Here is an 18,040-nt window from a genome sequence, read left to right as displayed (position 1 = left end):
GAGAGTTCCGCCGATCCGGAACTCTTGCGGGACAAAGAAGGCCGCGAGGTGACGCTAGCGGTCAGAAGCCGTAAAGCCGTGCGGGATTGTCGACGAGGATTGTCTTGCGAAGTGCCGCGTCGGGCGCCCACACCGCGAGCTGGTTCAGCAGGCGGCCGTCGTCAATCTGAAAGAGCGGCGTGACCTCGGTAGACTTTCTGCCAGCCGGCGTCACCGAATCCGGATGCGGCCAGTCGGTGCCCCAGATGATCCGCTCCGGATTGGCGGCGATCAGCGCCTTCGCCAGCGGTGCGACGTCCGGGTAATCTGGCCCTTGTGTCGAAGCGCGATAGGCGCCGGAAATCTTCACATAGGCCTTGCCGGTTTTGACGAGGTCGAGCAGGTCCGCAAAGCCCGGCTGATCCAGCCCGAGCTTGGCTTCCGCGCCGCCGAAATGATCGAATACCAGCGGCATCGGCGCACTGGCAACAACCTCCTTGATCGCAGATACCAATGGCAGATTGGTGAACATCTGGATGTGCCAGCCGCGCGTCTTCATGCGCTCGATCGCAGCCAGCAGACGCTGCTTGCCGATGGCGGGGTCGCTCACGCCGCTGGTCGCAAGATTGATCCGCATGCCGCGAATGCCGGCGGCCTTCATGGCGTCGAGCTCGCTCTCCGGTGTCTTGTCATCGATAACAGCAACGCCGCGCGCATCGTTGCCCCGCGCCTTCATGCCGAACAGGGTCGCCGAATTATCAGTGCCGTAGATGCTGGGCGTGACGATCACCACGCGCTTGACGCCGAGTGCCTTGTGCAGCGCCGCCATTTCCTCCGGCGACGCCAGTTCCGGCGTATAGACGCGGCCTGCAAAAAACGGGAATTTTTCGGGATCGCCATGAATATGGGTGTGACAGTCGCAGGCGTCTGCAGGCACCTGGAAATTCACCGGCGTCGCCGGCTGCGCGGCCTTGCCAACCGCAAATCTGTTGCTGAGCACGACAGCCCCCGCGATTGAAGAGAGCAGAACACCGCGTCTTGTGAACATTGGTTCCTCCCTGATGTCGTGACGCCATTTTGGGTCGGCGTTCACTTGATTGAGGCCAACGTGATCGTTTCGCGATCCATGTCAAGTGTGCTTCCACATGCTGCAAAGCAAAGAGGACGGGGATCGCCTTCCTGCTGTACAGCCCCATGTCGAATTGGCTGTGCAGCAGCTCGCTTGCAGTCATGTCACGGTTTGCGGACGGTCACGCGCAGGAACGTCGCCTTCACCGATGTCGTCGAAGGATCGGAGCTTTTATTCTGACTCTCGAAGAGCTTTACAAGCTCCCCCTTCAAGGTGTCGGCGCGACCGTCTTTTTCAGCCGCATCGAAGGCATTCATGGTCGGACCGTAATAGGCCTTGAACTGGTCGACGAACTTTGCCGGCGGTCCGGCAAAGTTGAATTCGTAGGAGTCACGAGCGAATGAGATATTTGGCTTCGGAATGCCGGCCGAGGTGAAGCGCTCGACAACATTGTCCTCGAGCCCCCAGGTCATGGGACTTACGAAGCCTTCCGGCGGAGGGGGCGAATAGGACGAGCTGATCTTGAGGATCTGCGCCACCAGAGTGGGATCGTTCGGGATCCAGTTTCCCATCACAATCCGGCCGCCTGGCCGCGTGACGCGAACCATTTCCCTGGCAACATCCGATGGCCTGGGCGCGAACATCGCGCCGAAGATGCTGACAACGAGATCGAAACTGTCGTCCTTGATATCTTTTAGATTCGACGCATCGCCTTCCTGAAAGCGACACGTAAGCCCTTCCGCCATCGCGCGCCTGTTGCCGGCGTCCACCAGATTGCGCGCGATATCGACGCCTGTGACGTTTGCCCCGGCTTTTGCTGCGGGAATTGCCGTCGTTCCGTCTCCGCATCCAAGATCGAGCACGTCACTTCCGCGCGTGATCCCGATCGACGCAACGAGCGCCTCGCCGCTGGCGCGCATCGTCTCCGCGATACGGGTGAAATCGCCTTTCTCCCAAAGAGCCTGGTTCGCATTCATGGGACGTCCTCCGATGTTCAACGCGGGAACGGCCGGCGCCTGGGTCGGTTCGCAGAACGCCGCCTGGGTAGCCGCAGTTATGTCACTCGGCTAGCGTTCCAGGTTCAGCATTCGCGATCGGACGATACCCCGCTGCCAAACACAGCGTGATTGAGCAAATGGGCGAGGTTCCGGGACAATCACGGGCGCAACCTCGTCCCCTCGCCCGCGCGAAATACCCGCCACACCCGCGGCGCGAGCGCTTCTGCGCATCCCGCCCCGATCCGAACGTGCGACCGTCGCCCGAAAGAGGGCACGCGCACTCCAACCGAGCCATTTTCGCCGAATCCGGCCCCGGCCAGCCGTTGCCGCCGCCCGGCCAATCGGCTAAATGGACGCTCAAGCACCCGTAGCTCAGCTGGATAGAGCGTTGCCCTCCGAAGGCAAAGGTCACACGTTCGAATCGTGTCGGGTGCGCCAGATCTTGCCGCGCCGCGCTAGGCGGCCTTTGCGGGGGCAAGCCCAACGGATTGCGCCTCAGAGCTTTGCCTCCGTTAAGCCGTTCGACCATCAGCACGCAGCGTCTCGTCGATGACATAATCGACCATCGCGTCCTGCAGATGATATTTGCGAACATGCTCGCGCAGATCCAGTGCCATCTGGCGCAGATGCGGCTTGTCGCTCAGTCCGCGCTCGATCACGGCCGACAGACTGCCCGGGGTTACGTCGTACAACAGAACATGCTCGTGTTCTCGAACGGGCGCGTGACGCTCGACCGTCGGATAGTTGAGAACCGGCACCGTCAGGCATTGCGCCGCCTCGGCGGTTCGATAGCACTCCCAGCTATAGCCCGACGGCGACCAGGCCAGCCATGCGCTGGAAAGCCGCCGCAGGAACTCGTCATGCGGTAGCCTCTCATGCGGAATATCGACCTTGAGACCCTTGCTTCTCAACGCCTCGAGTTCTGAAAGACCGACACGGCGCACCCACGAATTTTCCGCAACCTCGCCAACGAAAAACACGTCAGATGTCTTTTCCGGAGGTTCGCTATCGGTATCGATCCTTATTGCAGGAAGCGAAATGGGGCGGATCTTCGCCAGACGTTCGTTCCAGCGCCGATTGCGCCGTATGCGCCGCGTCGGAAGTGCCGGATGGGCCGAGTGGCAGAGAATGTGCCACCGATCGACGGGAAGCTCGCGTTTAAAAGCCGCGGTAGCCTTGTCGAGCAGAAAAAAGTTATGCGAGCCGACGATGAAGGCGTCGTTCATATCCAGAACGGCGATCGGCACGGGAGGCTTCACGAATCGTAGCCAGGAGACGCCGAACACTCTTGTCATCGCGGAGAGCGGGCGAAGCGGCTGCCGGAAGAAAGCGCGTAGCCAGTAGCGCGGATGCCACGCCGGGCGTAGTGGCATATAGACGATGATCAGGTCGTATGCCCCGCGTCGCGCCTCACGCATCGCCTTGATGAATCGCCAGGGCGTGCAGTCGGCGAAGCCTTTCGCCGCTCGCCCGCGAGGGATCGGACGTTCCCCCGTCCAGAGCACATCCGTCTCTTCCGGATAGATATCCTTGCAGTAGTGCCAGGAGCCCAATTCGAGGATTCTCGGTCTGGTCCTATTTGGGCTTTCTGCCGTCGCACTCACCGATGGAATTCCTTAACAGACGAGGCCAGCTCACAGGAGTTGCAATAGAACGGGTATCGCCATCACGGATTGATGCGCGACACGACATGAATGCAACAAAAAAGCGCGTCTGACGAGGGCGAAGAAGGCTGCAACATGCCCGTTTGCAAGCGTTTTTGGCGAGCTGGCCTCAAGGCGCCTTTTAGCCTCTCCCAGAGCTACCTGCGATCGGACACCGGCTGTTCGCTTGCTGCACGGCTGCAGTTTCTACAGCACTCGGCGGGGACCGCTGCTCAACCTGTTGAAGGTCGGCGGGCATTCCAATTTTCACTTTCCGCACCCGCGACCGTTGACGCCGCAGGATCAGCCTATGAGCGATCCGCGCGCCACCACCCATATTCCATGTCGTCAACTGGGCGCGCGACGCGCTGCAGCCACATCCTCTACAGGACATGATAAAGCATAACATCCTGAGCGCGCGGCGGACTGGATCCATACCTGGTTTGTCATGAGGCTGATCGCATATCAGGGTGGACAAGGCCGAGCGTCGGCACGTCAGATAACCGAACGGTCAGTGCTGAAGGACAGGCGCCGCACAAGACAACCAACGTCGAGGGAACGCCACAGGCAGAGCCCATGCCGCAATGCGGCGGGAGCACCATGCCGGTCCTCTTTCAAATCGATCCACTCCAACGACCTTGGTGACAGAAGGTCGTCAACAAGGGACTCGTTTTGAATGGATCGAATTTGACAATTCGCAACGTGACTCAGTCGGCAGTGCCTTGTGGCTCGGGCGGCTCCTGATCAAGCGCATCACCAAGCGCCTTTCCCCGGGCGAGACTCCGTTCTTCCTGCACCCTGATATTGTGCATCAGAGCTGTGAGGCGACGGCCAGTGATGGGCTGACCATCACCCTGGGTAACGCCCTGCGCAGCAAGGCCCGCAGCAATCTCGGTCCACGTCGCGCCGTCTTCACGGTGCATCCGTTCCAGTTCCCGAAGGTTCTTTCGAATAATTTCAGTCGCGCCAGATTTGATCTTGCCGATCGGCGAATCCTGCCGTTCGGCTTTCAACAATTTCACGTAATCGCGAAGGCTTTTGAGATCGATATCCATGGCCACGGCAATAGTGTCGGTTTCTTAAAACGCCACTTCATCAACCGATGAATAGCCCCTATCGATCTATTATCAAGATTTACGGCATTTAACTCAATGCGCGGATTTACCGATTTGATCTGATAGACTTTGGAGTGAGGCAGCTCGACTCATCTATATTTTTACGAATCAATTTCAATATTCTTTGGGTCGACTTTAATTTGATTGTCGCGCATCTCATTGATCGTGCGTGCGCCATTCTCCATTATTCGATCAAATCGCCACCCCGTGACGATCGTGAGATGGGCGGCTAGCATCTCGCGACCACACGAAGACCACACCGATAACTACACAACTCCTATGCGCTCTTGTGCACGACATATCGGTGCGGACGGCACCCCATCATCGTTCGAACAATCTGCATCGTCGTGCGATGAAGATCGACCGTCGGTTGATCGTTTGCGCACACATCTATCTCGACGGCTTCGCGCAAGCTTCGCTTGTTACGCCGCTCTTACGATTTGATTGCCACTGCAGACAGTCATGACCAATGCAAAGATCAGCATGACGATGTCCAAGAAACCGTCGGATTCACAGTCGACCGCTGTGGAAAACGGCAGCCTGTTTCGTGAGCAATCACCGAATTTACACTCCACGCCAAAACCTCATATCGCTGCTGCCGCTGCGATCGACGAGCTTCTCGCCAGCGAAGCGCGGGCGAATATGCAACGCGCTCGCATTTCCACCCGCGAAGAGCCGATCAAGGCAAAGGTGCGCTTCACTGTGCCGCCCGCCCGTATTGTCGCAAGACCGTTACAATCGCCGGCATGGAAAGCTCCATTCTTCTCCCTGGCGATGGTCGTCGGCCTGTCAACGCTCGTTTCCGCTGGCGCGATTGCCTATCTGCTCCTGCGGCCGATGACATCTTCAGCCGTATCCGATGCGGATCTTCGCAGCATTCGCGATTCCGTCGCGCAGCTACGACGGCAAGTTGCGGAGATGACCGGCGATGTGGCGAGCAGTCGCGCTGCCGCTGAAGCTGCCCGTACGCAGGCCGCCGAACAGGCAAGCCGCGCACAAGATCGCGCCGACCGCGAACAAACCGCTCTGGCTGCGAAATTTGCACGCATTGCCGATGAGAAAGCGCAAGCGGTACAGGTCGCAGCCACGCTGGCGAATACTGCCGATATCACCGGCACGGTGCAGCCTCAGGCGCAACGGCCAGCAAATACGTCACGCGAAGTTATTCCCGGCTGGCACGTGCGTCGCGCCTATGATGGCGTCGCAGTGCTCGAGGGGAAGACCGGCGTGATTGAGGTCGTGCCGGGGCAGGATGTCCCTGCTCTCGGGCGGATCCAGGAAATCAAGAACGAAAACAACCGCTGGCAGGTTCTGACCAGCAGAGGCGTCATCCTTTCAGGTCGCTGAATTGATGCCTCGATCTGACTGATCGATACTAACGGCCACGCACAGGCAGGATGCTCGTGACACGCTGGATGACTACCAAGGACGACGCCGACAAGATCGGCAACTTCGGATTCGTATCGAGCGATCCGAGCGCCCTATATGGCACGCTCTTGAGAGCGGATTTCAGTATTGGCCGATGCCGACTGATATCGGACCCACGCAATCGCATGTTGCTGCCCCGCACATGACGAACAGACTCTCGCTCCATATGCCCGCACACGACAATCAATGCGTTTTGCCGTGTGGTACTGCACTGGTTCAAACCGGTGAAGTCGCGATTGCATCTGTGACGACACGCTGTGAGATAGTTCGATGCAAAAAGGGTCCGACTAAATCGTCGCGCTTCATGAATTATCCACTTGTTAGTTTGCTTCAACTGCATGGTTTGCATGCACGACTCTTTGCAAATTTGTGCACCTCGACTACTTGATGATGCGGTATCATCTTGATGACCAGTATGCCGATTCGCGTGTGTGACAACTCGGGCAAGTTCAGCCGATCAAAGCGCCAGATATCGACGATACGGCACGCGATCGGCCACTTCCCTCGTTTTGACATTAGCGCTGGTTCGGTTCTGCCACCGACCGTGCACGACCATGAGATGTCATGTTGTGTTCACATAGCGAGAGGGAGCTCTCTGAAACTACGGATGAATGCAAGTCGGAGAATGTGAGCTGACCGCATCACAGCATTGGGTATCCCGTAAAAAGCGACCGGGCCTCCCATTTGCAAGTCAGCGAATCGCTCAAAGGCCCATCCATCCGCTCAAGTAACTGTTGTGTTGCGTCTTCAAGACAAAAATGGGGCGAGTGCGCCTAATTCGACCCCATAACGATATCAAGGCGAACACGCAGGGGATTAAAATGTTTGTTGTAATCGATGACCGAGAGGGCGTCACACAAGGCTATGCGGCCGGGTTTGATCGCGAAGGGGTTGTATCGATTGGCTTCACTTCTACAGACTTTCGCGATTGGCTGGAATGTGCCGTTGGTAATGATTTAACTGTCATTCGGGCCTTTCTGCTGGGCGATTGTCCGGATCGGACGAGCATCCCATCCAGTATCCGCAACAGGTCACGGGCGCCGATTATTGCGCTCAACAGCCTGAAGCACCTCAAGCAGACCATTGAGTTATTCGAAGCTGGCGTCGATGACGTCGTTCACGCACCGGTCCACGTCCGCGAGATCATGGCACGAACGGCAGTTATTCGCCGCCGCACCATCGATCAGCATGAACCGGCACAAACGAGCGTAATTCGTGTCTTTCTCGATGGCCGCGACCCGGAGGTTGCCGGTCGCACTTTGATTCTGCCACGACGCGAACTACGCATTCTCGAACACCTGGTCGGGCATCAGGGCAAATGGCTGACGAAGACCCAGCTCTTCAACGCCATCTATGGTCTGTTCGATGCCAGCTTCGATGAGAATGTGATCGAAAGCCATGTGAGCAAGCTGCGCAAGAAGCTACGCGATCATCTCGGCTTCGACCCGATCGAATCGAAGCGTTATATGGGTTACCGGCTGGACGATCTGAAGTCTCGTCCCGCTCACGAAGCGCCTATTTCAAAGGCGAACTAAGGCTCACGCCTTACGCGCAAGAGGACGCCGACTACGGCGTTGGCGTCCACCGCCTCCTCGAACTGCTGTGCAAGACACAGAGCTTCTCGCGCAACACGAGGTACCACACATCCACCACGCTAGATCATCGAGTATCACCGTACCACAGCGATGACCACTCGCTGTAGTCTCAGCGGCGAATCTGATCCTTCGACACATAGTTGAAATCCTGCACCAGGACTTCCTGCAGCGCGTCCGTCTGCAGACGCTTGTTGACCTGCGCGCGCACCGTCTGTGCGAATTGTGTGAGGTCGTAACGACCGAGATTCTTGAAATCGAGCTTCTGGTCGCCATAGATCATACGGAATGCTTCATCGACGACGAACGGCTCCGGCGGCACCGGCAGCTGACGCAGGACTTTGGCGTTAGCGGTGAAGACGAGTTGGGTGACGATATAGCCCTGAACGCTGCCGTCAGCGATCATCGGCACATTGATCACCTTGACCTTTTCATAAACCAGACCTTCAGGTTGGTCCTGCTTCGCGGGCAATGCGGCCGCAGTCTCCTTCCAGTAGGAGATCCCGAAACTGGTACCCACAGTGACGAGGCAGGCCCAAATGCCCGTGATCAGCAGCTTCATCATTTGCGCTTGCCTGCGATCGCCAGGGAATAGGTGCCGTCCGATTCAACCTCCTGGATCGAACGCGCGATGATGGCCGAGACCTCACGCACCGCATCGAGATGGATCTGTAACGCCGCTTGATTACGAATCAGGCTGGCGCGCAACAGTGTGAGTTGCGGCGCGACACGCGGATCGTTCTTGATGTCCTGAGTCAGCCGCATCGCGCGAGTCAGCTCGAGCAGACCACGGTTCTTGCGCTGGCTGAAGCCGTCGAAATCCACTACCGCGCGAACCTCAAGCTTCTCCGTCTCTTCGTCGATGGTTGCTTTCAACCGATCAATCGCGGTCAGCGCGCTGCTTTGGGTGCCGAGCCATTGGCCAGGCGTATCGTCCCCCTCGCCGAAAATGGGAGCCTCCTGCACAGCCGATTCAGGAAGGTCGGTCTCAGGCAAGGCCAGAGCCTGCGCCTCGACGGGGATGACTGAGGTCTGCTGTTCGATCTGTTCCATGTCGATCTCTACTGTCATGGCCGGATTCGGCCGTTAGCCTTCGGAAGTTGGAGCCGATGTCGGGCGCGATTTGGCCAGTTGCTTGGCGATGCCGACGCCGTTGCCCTTGGCCATTTCATTGCCGATCTGCTCGGCGAGCATCGAACGCCAGACATTGCCGGCGGTACCCTTGCCGAATACGTCCTCCGCATCCTTCGGCAGCATCGTTTCCACGAACATCTGCAGCACGAAGGCTTCGAACTTGCGGTAAACCGGGTTGCTTCCCTCAGCCTTCCGGATGATCGGCGTTGACACTATCTCTCCGCCGCTGACGGGGGCAGACTTCGCGCTCTGGGCGGCCTGCCCTGCGGCAAACTCGTCGGCGACCGCAGATGCGAAGTTCGCCTCGCCCGCCGGCGCCATACGCTCAAGCCTCGTTGCCGCGACGCGTTGAGCGGCCGGATCCGCCGCCTTCATGACATCCGCAATTAGATCGTTCGATACCGGCGCGACTGTCATGCCACGCTCCCCGCAATTGCGAGATTTCTCATCGGTCTACGCTCCCTCGATCGACCGCCGGACGGCCTTGTCGACTTCATCTTCCAGAACCCGCTTTTCATCGGCCCGAACCGTGCGTCCGACCGCCGACTTCACCATCTTCAGCGCATGTTTCAGCTTGCGGCCTTCGTCGCGTGCATGCGCCGCCAGTCTTTCCCTCGTCTTGGCTACGACGCCTTGCTCGATGCTGGCGGCGCGCAAACTCTGGCTCGCCGTCTGCACGGCGAGGTCCGGAAGCTTGCTCTCATCATTGAACCCTTCCAGAATGAGGCGCTGTTTCTCCTCGAGCTGGTTCTCCCGTGCCTGGCATTCCATCAGCTGCCACTCGGCAATCCGGTGCAGCCTTGCCTGCACGGCGGCGATACGGCGGATCTTGTGGTCGCGCTTCTGCATGGTTCGTCACCCGGACAGCCAGGATGCGAAAGCGATACTGAATTGCAGCACCATTTCGCGGCCCGTGAGATAGAGCAGCAACAGACCGCCAGTGAGTACAAAGGGAATCGAGATAAAGTAGACGGGAATGCTTGGCGTCAGTTTATTGGCGAGACCAACCGCGAAATTGACGATGACAGCATAGACGACGAAGGGACTTGCGACCCGGAGCGCCAGCGTAAAGGCCATGGAGAGATGATCTACGAGTTGCGTTAGCCCGCCCTCGGCGCTGATTCCGGTTGCCGGCAACCAGATCTGATAGGACCCGACCAGGCCGCGCAACAATTCCCAATGCTGGTCGGTTACAAAGAAGACCACCGTCGCAGTCAGCGTGATCAGCGGCACCAGCGCCGGCACATGCTCGCCATCGTCGGCGACACCAGGGAGGGTCAGACCAATCCCAGACGCGACGAATGTAGCCATCGTTTCCAGCGCCGCGAAGAACATGCGTGCAGTGAGTCCAATGACCAGGCCCACCATCAGCTCGGACATGATCAGGCGGAGGAGATCCGGCGCCGTCGCCGCTTCCACAGCAGGCCGGACCGTAGACTCCAGCAGAGGTGTGAGCATCAAGGTGACGCTGATGGCGAGGAACAACCGGATCTGTGTCGGGATATTGACCCGGGAATAGCCCGGCGCCACCATCATGCAAGTTCCGATGCGGCAAAAGATCAGGAACGTGGCCAGAATGGAGACAGAGCTGCTTGCGATCAAGACACAGCTCCGAGCGACATCACCTCGGCCCCCCGTGCGATCTCCACATGCGACAGCACCGGCAGCGTGGGGAACATGCGCTCGGTGATCATGCGAACATAAGGACGGACGTCAGGTGGCGCCACCAGCACCGCAGTGTCGCCATTGGCAGCCGCCTTGCGGACCGCAACCGACACGTCATCCGCAAATTGCTCGACCAGCCGCGGATCGGCGTCGAATTCCACGATCTCACCCTTGCCGTCGCGCTTGATGCTCTGATGGAAGGCGAGGTCCCAGCGATTGCCGAGGCGGAGCACCTTGAGCACGCCGTTGTCGGCGAAATCACCGCAGATCTGCTGCGCAATGCGCATCCGTACGTGCTCGGCCACATGCTCGGACCGACGCACATGCGGCGCGATCTCGGCGATGGCTTCCAGAATGAGATGCAGATTGCGGATCGAGATCCGCTCTGCCAGCAGAAGCTTGAACACCGCCTGCAGCCCGGAATAGGAAATCTGCGATGGCACCATATCCTCGATCAGCCGCTTGTATTCGGGATCGAGCCGATCGATCAGTGCGCGGGTGTCCTTGTAGGTAAGGAGCTGGGCCAGATTGTTGCGGACAACCTCACTGAGATGTGTGAGCAGCACCGAGATATTGTCAGCGATCTTGAATCCATCCTGTTTGACTTCGTCGATGAACGTCTCCGGAACCCACATCGCCTTCATCCCGAAAGCGGGTTCGATTGTCTCGTCGCCCGGAACATCTGGCTTCCGATCGCCGTCAAACAACACGAGAGACTCGCCGATACGTAATTCGTGATGGGCCACGACGGTGCCGTAGATCTTGATACGATATGACTTCGGCCCGATGGAGAGGTCGTCGGTCAGCTTGATCTCGGGAATGACGAAGCCATATTGGGCAGCGAAACGCCGCCGAACCTTGGCGACGCGATGCGCCAATTCCCCATGGGCATTCAGCATCTGGATCGCAAGCTGGCTACCGACGCAGAGCTCGACATCGGAGGTCTTGAGCAATTCCTTGACGGAATCCCTGTTCTCGATCTGCACCTTTTCCTGAACCTGCGCGATGCGTGCCTGTTCCACCTTCGCGCGGGCGGCCTGCTGGCGCGGGAGCGTAAAGCTCATGAAGGCCATGGCGCTGCCAAGCAGCGCGAAGGGCAGGAATGGCAGGCCGGGAAGCAGACCGAGCGCAAACATCATCATCGCGGCAACTGACTGGGCGCGCGGATACTTGCCGAGCTGCTTCAGCACCATCTGCTCGGCAGAGCCGCGGGTGCCGCCCTTGGAGACGAGCAGACCGGCCGAGAGCGACACGATCAGCGCGGGGATCTGCGAGACCAGGCCGTCACCAACGGAGAGCTTGGTGAAGACGTCAGCGGCGCGTGACAGTTCCATGCCATGATGAGTGACGCCGATGATGATGCCACCAAAGATGTTGATGGCCGTGATGATTAGGCCGGCAATGGCGTCGCCGCGCACGAATTTCGAGGCACCATCCATGGCGCCGAAGAACGAACTCTCCTCCTCCAGCTCGTGGCGCCGGCGCTGCGCTTCCTTGTCATCGATCAGACCCGCCGACAGGTCGGCGTCGATCGCCATTTGCTTGCCCGGAATGGCGTCAAGCGAAAAACGAGCACCGACTTCGGCGATACGCGTCGCACCCTTGGTGATCACTACGAAATTCACGGTAACGAGAATTGCAAAGATGATCAGACCGATGACGAAATCACCGCCCATCACGAATTTGGCGAAGCCGGCGACGACATAGCCGGCGGCGTGTTCTCCCTCACCGCCATGCGACAGGATCACGCGTGTGGTCGCCACGTTGAGCGCCAAACGCAGGATGGTCGCGATCAGTAGCACGGTCGGAAATGCCGAGAAATCCAGCGGCCGCTGAATCCATAGCGACACCATTAGGATCAGCGCGGACAACGCGATCGAGAAGGCCAGGCCGAGGTCGATCAGGATCGTCGGAACCGGCAGCACCAGCATCACCAGAATGGTGACGATGCCGAATGCAAAGGCCACGTCCGTGCCGGCCCGCCGTTCGGCCGGCAGGGCTGAAATCATTACGTCGGCCATGGCAAGTCTCGCGCGAATATCATGGCCGCACTGTGCAGCGCCGACCTTGCGTGAAGATGGTGAAGACGGTGGCGGCTAGAAGCCGCGCTCGATCCGGCCGTAGAGCACTTCGGTGAAGGCGAAGATATGGGCTCCCATGAAGGAGCCGGTGACGGCGACCACGATCAACATCACCACGATCTTGGGGATGAAGGTCAACGTCATTTCCTGCACCTGGGTCAGCGCCTGCAGGAGGGCAATGACGATGCCGACGAACATCGCGGAACCAACCGCCGGGCCGGCGGCAACGATGATGGTCCAGATCGCCTGTTGGGCGATATCGAGGGCGTCGCGCTCGTTCATGGCTCAGCTGATCGTGATGCCGGGTCCAAGAGAAACCTTGACCCCGTTCTCGAGCGTCGCGACCGCGCCGCCCTGGATGATATAGACTTCCTTAATCTTACCGGTCGTGTTCGTGCCGGATTCGTCCGTGAACGACGCGGTGCGACCGATCAGCCCTTCGGCCTGAGACATTGCGCTGGTCGACAGCAGCGTATCGAGCTTTGCATTGGTCTGAACCGCCTGCTCGACGGACGACAGCTGTGCAAGCTGGCTCATATATTCGGTTGAATCGGTCGGATTGGTGGGATCCTGGTTGCGCATCTGCGCGATCAGAAGCTGCAGGAAGCCATTGTAGTCGATCATATTGGTCGACGACGTCGTCGACGTCGTGTTTGTTGTGGATTTCGTGGTATCTACGCCGTTGACGATCATCTCGCTCTCCCTTGGTTAGGCTACGACCGGCAGCAGCATGTCGGCGCCGCTCAGGATCGCCTGTTCGACTTCGAACAGAGCCCGTATCTTCCGCAACGCCTCGTAATAGCGCTTCGCCTCGACGAGCTCCTCGATCGCATCGAGGCCCTGCAACAATTCCTTGTTGTCGGCCGCCGCGTAGATCGCGCAGCGCTGATGTCCAAAGACCGCACGCGCCTGTTCGATATCGCTCGGGCTCATCAACATCAGTTGCACGACGAAATAGAGCTGCCGAAGCGGCGTTGTCGCATCGGCGACCTGCATGACCTGGCTTTCCAGCAGGAAAGTCACGTCGTTGATCAGTTCCAGTGTCACCTTGCGGTCGACCCGCAAAACTGCGCCGTTAATATAGATTTTCTCACCCGATCGCAGCGATATGCACATTGGCTTCTTCATGCCAGCGAATCCCGGATGACGATATTGATCGCAACGAGATCGCTCACGTCCGACAACTGCCCTTCCCGGAGGCGCTCGGCTTCCTTGATGACCCAGAGACCAATCGAAATCAGTTGCGCTCGCAACTGCTCCGGCAGGCCGTTTCGTGGATTCGACAGATCTTGTATGAAGAAGGTCCAGAGATTACGAATATAGAGTAAGGCATCTGTTTCTTCGGATGAAGCAAGCGCTCCGCTCTGGATTTTCTGAAGTAGTTTAATTCCATGATTGAGCGCTTGTTGTTCTCTGGATCGCGCCTCGCGGCCGCTATCCTCGATTTCCGCGTCGTAACCTGCCAGTGTCATTTCAATCGATAACCTGTTGCTTCATAGATCAGCCCACCTATCAGAGATAATTAAGGATGCTGAGGTTCTGAATTTGCGCGGTCAGCGCATGCGACATCTCCAACTGATTTTTCAGGGAGTTGACCCGGACGGATGCCTCTTCCGGATCGACCACTTCCATCGCGTTGATCTGCTTGTTGACGATGTCGGTCTGCACCTTGAGACGACTGGTTGCATTTGTCGTCTGTTCCTGCGCGGTGCCGAGGCGTGCACCGACACTCGCGAGGTCGGACACCGAACCGCCGACCAGCAGCAGCGCCTTGTCTGTAACGGCCTGGAACGCGCTCTGATTCAGAGTTTCCAGACCAAGCCCGCTGAGCATCGTGTAGGCCATCGCCAGGTTCCGGAATGCCTTGTCATTGGCGCTGGCGGAGGAATCGACGGTTTGTGTCGTAGAGATGCGACTGCGCATGACCTGATCGGATGCCGACGACCAGTTCGTTCCCCAGGCCGGATCGTCGAACTCGGTCGCAAACGCATTGTCGAGGAAGTTATTCATGGCGGCGGGGGTGATATTTACGGCAGCCACGTCACCGGGCGGAAAACCAAAAGCGGCAGTAAAAGCCGCATCGATCGCCGTCTTGCTGGCCGAACCGGTCTGATAAGGCGTCATCGGCTGTTGCGCCGTGTTGATGCCGGCGAACAGATACTGTCCGTCCATCGAAACATTGAGCGTCGTGAGAAGCGACTGGAGGTTCGACGCTGCCGGCTGGGCGATGATGACGCCGCCATTTGCCGAATTGCGCGCCGCCAGCAAATCCTTCTGGAAGGACTGTGCCGTCTCGATCAATTGCGAAACACGCTCCTGCGTGACGTCCAGGCGGGCACTCACGAGTGCATTGGTATCGACGATTTTCTCCATATCGAGAAGCTCCGCACGCAGGGTCACGTCGCGACCCGTGAGTGCACCAAGACTCCCCCCGATGTCAGCGAGCCTTCCTGTCGTCGCCTCCTTGGTGGCCTTTGAGATCGCCACCTGGCTTTTCGACGCGGAGATGCGCAGGGTGGTCGAGATCGAGTTCGATGAAATGAAATTTGTAGCCATATCGATTACCCCACCGCCATCAGAAGTTCTTTCAGCATGTCGTCGATCGTTGAGATCAGTTTCGACGATGCCGAGAAAGTGCGTTCGACCTGCAACATGAAGGTCATCTCATCATCCATGTTGACGCCATTGACGTTCGACAACGCATCGGCGCTGCGCTCCAGGAGCGTCTGGCTATAGGTGGCGTCGTCGCCGACGCTCTTGCGTTGCGATTCCAGCCAACTCACCGAGGAGCCGGCAAAGTCGATGAGGCTGCCGCTAGGCTTGCCGAGCGCGGCCGGATCATAGGTTCGGGATGCCGCCATGCCATCGACGAGGCCCTGAATGCGGGCGAAGAAACCCGCCTCACCGCCGGCATTGTAGACATAATTGACGCCATTGATCCCACCATCGCGGATCAGGCTCGGATTGCCGCCAAGGGCCTGATCGACCAGGGCCGTCACCTTGATCGTCCCGGCGAGCCCGGTATTGATCACGCCCGTGGTCGGCATTCCGGGTCCACCGGCATAGGTGAAGAGGCCGGTTTGGTCTGGTCCAGCGGCAGCACTCTGATCCTTCTCGGCAAAAATCTCGATCACGGCGCGCGCAACTTCGTCGAGCTGATTCTGATAGGTCACCATCTTGTCGTCGCGAAGCGTCGCGAGACCAGCGAGCTTGCCGGAGCCGATCGGCATGATCGCGTTAGCGCCGGTAACGGGAACGCCATCGACGACCACAGCGTTGCCCGTTGTGGCGGCCGTGTAGGAATTTGTCGGAGCGAAGGTTACGGAGCGAGCGGTTCGCTCGAACAACGTGACCCCGGAATCCGTATAGACAACCATGTCATTGTTTGCGCGGGTGGCAAACGTGATCCCAACCTCCTGGGACAGCTTCGACAGGATACTATCGCGCGTATCAAGGTAGTCGGTGACGTCGGAGCCGGAGATCGTTCCCTTGATGATCGCCGTATTGACCGTCTCGAATTGCGCCAGAAGCTGATTGATATTCCCGACCGACGTCGCCATTTCGGCGTCGGCATCCGCGCGAACAGTCTGCACGGTGTTGGTCGAATCGTTCAGCGATGCGGCAACATTTTTGGCCGCCGTGACGGCGGAATTCGCGAACGTTACGTTATCCGGCGCCGATGCATATTGCTGCAGGGCGCTTTTCAGCTTGGCCAGTTGCGCCGCGGCAGACTGATCGAGCTCGGGGTCGTCGATGGTGACAGCCGCAACCTTCTGCAGACCGTTATAAAGGGCATCCTGCTGTGCGGTGTTCGATACCGCCTTGACGACATTGTTGAACAGACCGGCGCTGGCGGCCCGCTGAATACCACTGACATAGACACCGCTGCCCGGCTGGGAAACGATCAGAGCATTCTTGCGGGAGTAACCGTCCTGATGCAGGCCGGCGACGTTGCGCGAGATGACGGAAGACTGGACGCCCGACGCCATAAGCGACGAGCGGGCCGAATTGAGTGCGACCGTAAGTGACATTGGAGACTCCCGTCAGTGATCCGCGCTGTGCGTCAGCGCTTCAGGTTGACGAGTACGTCGAGCAGGTCCGCGCCGGTCTGGAACACCTTGGAATTCGCGGTGTAGCCACGCTGCGACTCGATCATCGCCGTGAGCTCGTTGGCCAGATCGACGTTGGATGCTTCGAGCGCTTCCGGCTTGATGGTACCGAGACCGCTATTGCCCGCGAAATCGACCTGGATGTTGCCGGAGTTGGTGCTGATCGAATAGACATTCCCGACTTCGGGCGAGAGATTGTCGGGACTCGGTACCGTCGCCAGCGGGATCTTGTAGCTCGCGATTCGCGTGCCGTCGTCGAAGATCGAATACATGGTGCCGTCTGAGCTCACCTCCACACGGTCGAGCGCGCTCGGCGCATTGCCGTTGGTCGTGGCCTTGAACTGGAACTCGTCTGCGACCTGCGTCATACTCGACATATCGAAAGTGACGGGCGAGCCGCCCGGGATTGTGAAGGCCATCGAGGTCGGGCTCGCGGCAGCGAGGCGGCCCTTGCCGGTGGCGCTGACGTCGAAGGTAAATGTCTGGGTGGTGCCCAGCTGCGACCCGGCTGCATAGGGGAAGCCGCCGCCTGCTGCCGCGCCTGCGCTGTTGTAGATCTGCACATCCCATGTATTGGCGGCTGTCTTGAACATGTACATGTCAAGTTTCACCGCATTTCCAATATTATCGTAGGTGATGACCGACGTTTTCGACGTAAAGTTCGGCGGTCCGGCGCTGATCGCAGCATTGGAATCCAGGTTGGCGCTACTGATGCCTGCCTGGGTCGTCGGATTTCCCAGCAAGGACTGCTGCGCGATGTTTACGACCTCGAGATTGCCGAGGCCGTTGGCAACGACGTTCGGCTGGGCGCCATTCTTGATGTTGTAGCCCATCAGATAGTAGCCACCGGTATTGTAGAGATTCCCCTGGCCATCCGGAACGAAAGAGCCAGCGCGCGTGAGGTAAGGCGTGCCTCCTGCGTCGCTGACAACAAAGAATCCGTTGCCCTGGATCGCCAAATCGGTCGCGGACGTCGTGTAATTCATCGTACCGGGATCAGAGATCGCGTAACGAACCTGCGTCTCGACACTACCGGAATTGTAGTTTCCGGTTCCGCTGCGAAGGATCAGAGAAGAGAATTCCGTCGAGGCGCGCTTGTAGCCCGTGGTATTCACGTTCGCGATATTGTCAGCGACCGTCGCCAGTTTGTTCGACTGCGCGTTCATGCCGGAGCCGCCTGTGCGCATCACCCCATACAGACTCATCGATTATCCTCCGTTTCACGTG

General features: G+C 58.7%; 19 protein-coding genes and 1 tRNA gene. 4 read left to right on the top strand and 16 right to left on the bottom strand.

Going from position 1 to position 18,040, the window contains the following annotated elements; translation table 11 throughout:
- Positions 1-61 precede the first annotated feature (61 nt).
- Together LPB73_RS27030 and LPB73_RS27025 are read right to left on the bottom strand one after the other, a co-directional pair.
- Positions 62-1,027, bottom strand: coding sequence for an amidohydrolase family protein (locus LPB73_RS27030; protein WP_231078771.1), 966 nt, complete (start codon positions 1,025-1,027; stop codon positions 62-64).
- Between the two features lie 185 nt (positions 1,028-1,212).
- A complete protein-coding gene (locus tag LPB73_RS27025) occupies positions 1,213-2,025 on the bottom strand; it encodes a class I SAM-dependent methyltransferase (protein ID WP_231078770.1) in 813 nt (270 codons plus the stop codon).
- A 382-nt stretch (positions 2,026-2,407) separates the two neighbouring features.
- On the opposite strand from LPB73_RS27025, the gene LPB73_RS27020 reads away from it, so the two are divergent.
- Positions 2,408-2,484 (top strand) — tRNA-Arg (locus LPB73_RS27020).
- Positions 2,485-2,558: 74 nt separating this feature from the next.
- On the opposite strand, the gene LPB73_RS27015 is transcribed toward LPB73_RS27020, so the two are convergent.
- Positions 2,559-3,650 carry a glycosyltransferase family 1 protein gene (locus tag LPB73_RS27015; RefSeq protein ID WP_231078769.1) on the bottom strand — a complete coding sequence of 364 codons (1,092 nt, stop codon included), beginning with the start codon at positions 3,648-3,650 and terminating at the stop codon, positions 2,559-2,561.
- A gap of 680 nt (positions 3,651-4,330) precedes the next feature.
- Here LPB73_RS27015 and LPB73_RS27010 point away from each other — a divergent pair.
- From LPB73_RS27010 to LPB73_RS27000, 3 genes are all read left to right on the top strand, one after another.
- Entirely contained in the window at positions 4,331-4,795 is a 465-nt protein-coding gene (locus tag LPB73_RS27010; protein ID WP_231078768.1) for a hypothetical protein, read from the top strand.
- Positions 4,796-5,266: 471 nt separating this feature from the next.
- Positions 5,267-6,151 carry a hypothetical protein gene (locus LPB73_RS27005; RefSeq protein WP_231078767.1) on the top strand — a complete coding sequence of 295 codons (885 nt, stop codon included), beginning with the start codon at positions 5,267-5,269 and terminating at the stop codon, positions 6,149-6,151.
- A gap of 902 nt (positions 6,152-7,053) precedes the next feature.
- Positions 7,054-7,767 carry a response regulator transcription factor gene (locus LPB73_RS27000; protein ID WP_175369205.1) on the top strand — a complete coding sequence of 238 codons (714 nt, stop codon included), beginning with the start codon at positions 7,054-7,056 and terminating at the stop codon, positions 7,765-7,767.
- A 169-nt stretch (positions 7,768-7,936) separates the two neighbouring features.
- On the opposite strand, the gene LPB73_RS26995 is transcribed toward LPB73_RS27000, so the two are convergent.
- From LPB73_RS26995 to LPB73_RS26935, 13 genes are all read right to left on the bottom strand, one after another.
- Positions 7,937-8,389 (bottom strand): hypothetical protein, encoded by a 453-nt coding sequence (locus tag LPB73_RS26995; RefSeq protein WP_175369206.1) that lies wholly within the window; start codon positions 8,387-8,389, stop codon positions 7,937-7,939.
- Positions 8,386-8,877: a hypothetical protein gene (locus LPB73_RS26990; RefSeq protein ID WP_231078766.1), complete on the bottom strand. Its 492-nt coding sequence runs from the start codon at positions 8,875-8,877 to the stop codon at positions 8,386-8,388. The genes LPB73_RS26995 and LPB73_RS26990 overlap by 4 nt, the downstream gene beginning before the upstream one ends.
- A 33-nt stretch (positions 8,878-8,910) precedes the next feature.
- Positions 8,911-9,375, bottom strand: coding sequence for a rod-binding protein (locus tag LPB73_RS26985; RefSeq protein ID WP_231078765.1), 465 nt, complete (start codon positions 9,373-9,375; stop codon positions 8,911-8,913).
- Between the two features lie 36 nt (positions 9,376-9,411).
- A complete protein-coding gene (locus tag LPB73_RS26980; RefSeq protein ID WP_093757657.1) occupies positions 9,412-9,807 on the bottom strand; it encodes a hypothetical protein in 396 nt (131 codons plus the stop codon).
- Between the two features lie 6 nt (positions 9,808-9,813).
- A complete protein-coding gene (gene fliR / locus LPB73_RS26975) occupies positions 9,814-10,560 on the bottom strand; it encodes a flagellar biosynthesis protein FliR (protein ID WP_089263450.1) in 747 nt (248 codons plus the stop codon).
- Positions 10,557-12,644 carry a flagellar biosynthesis protein FlhA gene (flhA, locus tag LPB73_RS26970; protein WP_231078764.1) on the bottom strand — a complete coding sequence of 696 codons (2,088 nt, stop codon included), beginning with the start codon at positions 12,642-12,644 and terminating at the stop codon, positions 10,557-10,559. The genes fliR and flhA overlap by 4 nt, the downstream gene beginning before the upstream one ends.
- A 75-nt stretch (positions 12,645-12,719) precedes the next feature.
- A complete protein-coding gene (gene fliQ, locus LPB73_RS26965; RefSeq protein ID WP_089263448.1) occupies positions 12,720-12,986 on the bottom strand; it encodes a flagellar biosynthesis protein FliQ in 267 nt (88 codons plus the stop codon).
- Between the two features lie 3 nt (positions 12,987-12,989).
- Complete coding sequence (flgD, locus tag LPB73_RS26960) at positions 12,990-13,397, bottom strand: flagellar hook assembly protein FlgD (protein WP_231078763.1); 408 nt, start codon at positions 13,395-13,397, stop codon at positions 12,990-12,992.
- Between the two features lie 15 nt (positions 13,398-13,412).
- On the bottom strand, positions 13,413-13,820 hold the full coding sequence (gene flbT, locus LPB73_RS26955; protein WP_120288068.1) for a flagellar biosynthesis repressor FlbT: 408 nt from the start codon (positions 13,818-13,820) through the stop codon (positions 13,413-13,415).
- 8 nt (positions 13,821-13,828) lie between these two features.
- Positions 13,829-14,176: a flagellar biosynthesis regulator FlaF gene (gene flaF / locus LPB73_RS26950; RefSeq protein WP_068729866.1), complete on the bottom strand. Its 348-nt coding sequence runs from the start codon at positions 14,174-14,176 to the stop codon at positions 13,829-13,831.
- 40 nt (positions 14,177-14,216) lie between these two features.
- A complete protein-coding gene (locus LPB73_RS26945) occupies positions 14,217-15,260 on the bottom strand; it encodes a flagellar hook-associated family protein (RefSeq protein ID WP_175369209.1) in 1,044 nt (347 codons plus the stop codon).
- Between the two features lie 5 nt (positions 15,261-15,265).
- Positions 15,266-16,735, bottom strand: coding sequence for a flagellar hook-associated protein FlgK (gene flgK / locus LPB73_RS26940; protein ID WP_231078762.1), 1,470 nt, complete (start codon positions 16,733-16,735; stop codon positions 15,266-15,268).
- A 32-nt stretch (positions 16,736-16,767) separates the two neighbouring features.
- A complete protein-coding gene (locus tag LPB73_RS26935) occupies positions 16,768-18,018 on the bottom strand; it encodes a flagellar hook protein FlgE (protein ID WP_068729872.1) in 1,251 nt (416 codons plus the stop codon).
- Positions 18,019-18,040 lie beyond the last annotated feature (22 nt).

Source organism: Tardiphaga sp. 37S4, assembly GCF_021044645.1.
Lineage (GTDB): Bacteria > Pseudomonadota > Alphaproteobacteria > Rhizobiales > Xanthobacteraceae > Tardiphaga > Tardiphaga robiniae.
The sequence above is the reverse complement of the archived record's forward strand: the minus strand, read 5'-3'. Positions and strand labels throughout refer to the sequence as shown.